The 5,464-nt window shown below is 74.1% G+C and carries 3 protein-coding genes and 1 pseudogene; all 4 read left to right on the top strand.

The window, feature by feature from the left end:
* Positions 1-673 (top strand): annotated as a pseudogene (locus tag ACWJ6R_RS29140) (hypothetical protein); the annotation flags it as partial.
* A 73-nt stretch (positions 674-746) separates the two neighbouring features.
* A complete protein-coding gene (locus tag ACWJ6R_RS29135) occupies positions 747-3,155 on the top strand; it encodes a SulP family inorganic anion transporter (RefSeq protein WP_449065300.1) in 2,409 nt (802 codons plus the stop codon).
* Positions 3,156-3,161: 6 nt separating this feature from the next.
* Positions 3,162-4,178, top strand: coding sequence for an NAD-dependent epimerase/dehydratase family protein (locus ACWJ6R_RS29130; RefSeq protein WP_449065299.1), 1,017 nt, complete (start codon positions 3,162-3,164; stop codon positions 4,176-4,178).
* A 446-nt stretch (positions 4,179-4,624) separates the two neighbouring features.
* The coding region (locus ACWJ6R_RS29125) for a hypothetical protein (protein ID WP_449065298.1) at positions 4,625-5,464 on the top strand (840 nt) is incomplete at its 3' end.

The following is a 5,464-nucleotide window of genomic DNA, read 5'->3' as shown; positions in this document are numbered from 1 at the left end:
CGTGCCCCGGTCGGCCCCCCGGGACCCCGCGCCCCCCGCGACCGCGGCCTCCACCGCCGCGGATCCGCTCGCCGCGTCCTACGGCGCGGCGTCCTCGACGCCTCCCGCCGCCGACAACCCCTGGGCCAAAGCGACGGCTCCGGACTCCGGCGGATGGGCCGCGATGAACACGGCCGACATCCTGGACGACCCGGCCCCCTCCTACGGCTCGTACCAGACCCCCGTCTACGGCACTCCTCCCGCCACCTCCTCCTACGAGGTGAGCGCCGGCTGGGCGACCATCGACGACGACGTGCTCACCGGTCCGAGCCCTGCCGTCTCGACCCCGACCGGCCCGTCCCGCGTCGTCTCCCCCTACGACGACCTCCCGGCCGGAGCCTCCGGCTCCACGACGGCCGGCGGGGACTACGGCTATGAGACCGGCCGGTACGCCTCCCCGGCCAACCCCGTCGCCTGGCCGGAGCCGGCTCCCGCGGGTCCCGCCGGCGGCCCTCTCGGCGGTCCCGCCACGGGTGCCGCCGCCGGGAACGCGAGCTGGCCGAGTTACGGCGACCTCTACGGCGCCACCGCCGAGACCGCCGCGGCTCCCGACGGGCACAGCCGCGCGGGTTCGCGGGGCGGCCACCACCGCAGCCAGGACCAGGATCAGGACTACCCCGACTATTACCGCTGATTTCCTCCATCATCCGTAAAGGCCTCCGGTAACCACCTCCTCCGCCGGGGGCCTTCGGCATAAGGTCTGTCCCATGGGGACGGACACGAAGAGTGACTCATCGACCACTCGCAGTCATTTCATCTCCGTGCTACGGCACGACCTACCCGCCTCCCTGGTGGTCTTCCTGGTGGCGGTGCCCCTCTGCCTGGGCATCGCGGTCGCATCGGGGGCACCGCTGGCGGCCGGGCTCGTCGCCGGCGTGGTCGGCGGCATCGTGGCGGGCCTCCTGGGCGGTTCCGCCGTCCAGGTGAGCGGCCCCGCCGCGGGGCTCGCCCTGGTGGTCTTCGATCTCGTCACGCGGTACGGCTGGCGGGCCACCTGCATGATCACCTTGCTGGCGGGCGGGCTCCAGCTCCTCCTGGGGATCTTCCGGGTCGCCCGCGCGGCCCTGGCCGTCTCCCCGGCCGTGGTGCACGGCATGCTCGCCGGCGTCGGCGTGGTGATCGCCCTGTCCCAGCTGCACGTGGTCCTCGGCGGCGCCCCGCAGTCCTCCGCGATCGAGAACCTCGCCGAACTCCCCCAGCAGGTCCAGGACCACCACGGCCCTCCGGTCTTCGCCGGGCTGCTGACCATCGCGGTCCTGGCCGCCTGGACCCGGCTGCCGCAGCGGCTCCGGATCGTCCCCGCCCCGCTGGCGGCCCTCGCCACCGCCTCCGTGACCGCCCTGGTGCTCGGCTGGGACGTCACCCGGATCGACCTGTCGGTGGGCCTGAGCGGGTGGTCGGCCCCGGCCTGGCCCATGGGCGACTGGCACGGGATCGCCACCGCGGTGCTGCTCGTCGCCCTGCTCGCCGGGGTGGAGTCCCTGCTCTGCTCGGTGGCGGTCGACAAGCTGCACGACGGCAGGCGCGCCGACCTCGACAAGGAGCTGACCGCCCAGGGTGTGGCCAACATGGTGAGCGGCGCACTGGGCGGCCTGCCCGTCGCCGGGGTCATCGTGCGCAGCACCGCCAACGCCCGCGCCGGGGCGCGCAGCCGCTGGTCCGCGATCCTGCACGGCGTCTGGATCCTGCTGTTCGCACTCGGCCTGGGCTGGAGCGTCGCCTTCATCCCGATGGAGGCGCTGGCCGCGCTGCTGGTCTTCATCGGCGTCCAGATGGTCAACGTCGGGCACGTCCGCAACCTGCGCGGCCACGGCGAGGTACCGGTCTACTTCGTCACCCTCTCCGGGGTGGTGCTGCTCGGCCTCGCCGAGGGCGTGCTGCTCGGTCTGGGACTCGCCGCGCTGCTGGCGCTGCGCCGCCTCACCTGGGTGACCGTGCACGCCGTACCGGAGGCCGACGGCCGCTGGCACGTGCTGATCGGCGGCTCGCTGACCTTCCTCGGCGTGCCCCGGCTCACCTCGGAGCTGCGCGCGATCCCGGCGGGGACCGCGGTCGACCTCGACCTGAACATCGACTTCATGGACAACGCCGCTTTCGAGGCCGTCCACACCTGGCGGCAGAACCACGAACGCGGCGGCGGCACCGTGGACATCGACGAGATCCACGACGAGTGGTACGCCATGGCCGCCAGCGGCGCCCGGATGTTCCCGGCCAAGACCCCGCCGGTGGCCCCGGACCGCTGGTGGCTGCCCTGGTCCCACCGGCGGCGGCGCAGGCCGATGTCCGCCGGCGGCCTGATCCCGGTCCGCCACGGGTCCGGCGACGGCGCTCCCGGCGGGGGCGTTCCCGGTGGAGGTGTTCCCGGTGGAGGTGTTCCCGGTGACGGCGCCACCGGTGACCCCGGCGGCCCCGCCGTACCCGATCTGCTGGCCGGCGCCCGGGAGTTCCACCGCCGTACGGCCCCGCTGATCCGCCCGGTGCTGCACGGCATGGCCCGCAAGCAGGAGCCCTCCCACCTCTTCATCACCTGCGCGGACTCCCGGATCGTGCCGAACCTCATCACCGCCAGCGGTCCCGGCGACCTGTTCACCGTCCGCAACATCGGCAACCTGGTCCCGCGCCGGGGGTCCGCGCCTGCGGACCACTCCGTCGCCGCCTCGATCGAGTACGCCACCAGCGTGCTCGACGTCCGGACCATCACGGTCTGCGGCCACTCCGGCTGCGGCGCCATGGCGGCGCTGCTCGACGGCGGCGGGAAGGCCGCCGAACTGCCCGGCCTCGGCCGCTGGCTGCGGCACGGCGCTCCCAGCCTGGCCCGGTTCGTCTCGACAGGCGGCGACGACGACGCCGGGCGCGGTCCGCTCGACAGGCTCTGCCGGATCAACGTGATCCAGCAGCTGGAGAACCTGCGCACCCACCCCGAGGTGGACCGGCGGGTGCGCGCCGGGCGCCTGGAACTGGTCGGCCTGTACTTCGACATCGGCGCCGCCAGGGTCCACGTCCTCGACCACTCCCCCGCCCCCGCCGACGGCTCCCCGGACCGCTCCGCTCTCGGCGTACGGCTTGCGCCGGAGGTGAAACAGGCTGTCCTTCCTCCCGGGCGGCGCGAAGAATGAGCCGCCATGAGAACTCTGATCATCGGCGGTTCGGTGTTCCTCGGCCGGGCGATCGTCGAGGAGGCGCTGCGGCGCGGACACGAGGTGACCACGTTCAACCGGGGCAGGAGCGGCGAGGACCTGCCCGGCGTCGAGGCCGTCAGGGGTGACCGCGAGTCCCCCGAGGACCTCGCGCGGCTCGCGGACGGCCGGGAGTGGGACGCCGTCGTCGACGTCTGCGGGTTCGTCCCCCGGGTCGTCGGCGAATCGGTGCGCGCGCTCAACGGGAAGGCCGCCACCTACGCCTTCATCTCCAGCATCTCGGCCTGCTCCCTCTGGCCGGGGAAGGGCCCGACCGACGAGGACTCGCCCCGGTTCGAGTGCGCCCCCGACGCCGGACCGGACGACAGCGACTACGGCACGCTCAAAGCGGGCTGCGAGCGCGCGGTGGAGCAGGGGTTCGACGGCGGTTCCCTGATCATCGAGCCGGGTCTCATCCTCGGCCCGCACGAGAACGTCGGCCGCCTCCCCTGGTGGCTGACCCGGATGGCGCGCGGCGGGAAGGTGCTGGCGCCGGGCGATCCCGGAGTCGAGATGCAGATCATCGACGCACGCGACCTCGCCGCCTTCACCCTGTCGCAGGCCGAGGCGGGCACGCAGGACCGGTTCTTCGCCGCCGGGATCCGCGACGGTCTCACCTACGGCGGTTTCCTGGAGGAGTGCCGGGCGGCGACCGGGTCGTCCGCCGAGCTCGTCTGGGTCGACGACCGCGTCCTGCTCGACCACGGGGTGCAGCCGTGGACCGAACTGCCGCTCTGGGCCCCCGACATCCCCGAGCTCGCGGGCGTGTGGCTGCCCTCCTCGGCCAAGGCCGTGGCCGCCGGGTTGACCTGCCGACCGGTCACGGAGACCGTCCGCGACACCTGGACCTGGCTGCGCGACGTCCCGGAGGAGCGCCGGTCCTTCGGCACCGAGCGCATGCGGCACGGCATCGACCCCAGCAAGGAGGCCGAGATCCTGGCCGCGCGGGAGCGACGGGCCTGAAGAGGCCGAGATCCCGGCCGCGCGGGAGCGATGCTGAGTGCATTTCTCCGCAGACGCCCCCTGCCGTGTCCGCCTAGGTTGGCCGCTGTCCGGCCTCGTTCCCCCGAACGCCGGACCGCGGTCGGCGCTCCCTGGGCCGTGGGCGGAGGGCGGCCGGAAGCGACCGGCCGCCACCCGCCGAAGGCCGCACGCGAGGGTCGGACCGCGCCCCCCGTTGCGACCGCGCCCCCGCTGGGATCGCGCCGCCCGGTGGTGATGTTCGCCCTCTTTCTTCGTCAACTCCCCGGTCCCGCTGCCGATGAGGGATCCGCCGGACCGGAGGAGCCAGCAGGTGATCCCGCCCGGTGACCGGGCGGCACCCCCTCGGCACCCCGCAAGCGCCGCGCCGTACCGCCGGGGCCGGTTCCGGCATCCGGTTCCCGTGCACGGTGATCGAGGAAGGGACCATGAGCCGGACATCGCGTGGAGCGGTCCCCGCCGCCTGCTCGCGCCTGGTGCGCGAGCCGTACGGCCGGTCGGCGTTCCTCGCGGGCGCGGGTCTGCTCGCCCTGGCCACCCCGGTGTTCTCCCCGCCCCTGGACGTGCTGCCCTGGGTGCTGCTGCAGGGGGTCGCGGCGCTGGCCGTCGTCACCGGGATCCGCCGGCACCGCCTGGGCGGTCAGCGGCCGTGGCGCCTGCTCGCGACGGGCAGCGTCATGAACTGGCTGACGACCGGCCTCGTCTGGGCCGTCGGCTGGGTCTGGCTGGAGATCCCCGGCGCCATGAGCGTCTACAGCGTCCTGGTGGTGGTCTGCTACTCCTTCGGCCTGCCCGCCCTGGTGCTGCTGAGCAGGCAGCGGAGCCGCTCGCTCCGAGCCGCGCTGCTGGACGCCGCCATCATCACCGTCGGCGTGGCCATGCCCTTCTGGGCGTTCTTCATCGACCCGGTGGTCGACCGCAGCGACTATGCCGGTGCGCAGCTCGCCCTGGCGCTGGCCACCCCCGTCATCGACCTGTTCCTGCTCGGCCTGGTCGTACGGCTGGCACTGGCCAAGGACAGAGCTCCGTGGCTGACCCTGCTCAGCACCGCCCAGGGCGCCCTGTTCGTCGCCGACAGCGCGCGGCTGCTCGATCTGGCGACGGGCCGGCCGTCCGGCGCGGTCACCACGGTCGCCTGGCTGGGCGCCTCGGTCCTCATCGGCGGCGCCGCGCTGCACCCCAGCGTGGCCCGCACCACCCCGGTGTTCTCCGACGTCTCCAGCCGGGCGCGGGCCGCCACGTTCCTGGCCCTGGCCCTGCTCGGCCCG

This window comes from Planomonospora algeriensis (assembly GCF_977012225.1).
The sequence above is the reverse complement of the archived record's forward strand: the minus strand, read 5'-3'. Positions and strand labels throughout refer to the sequence as shown.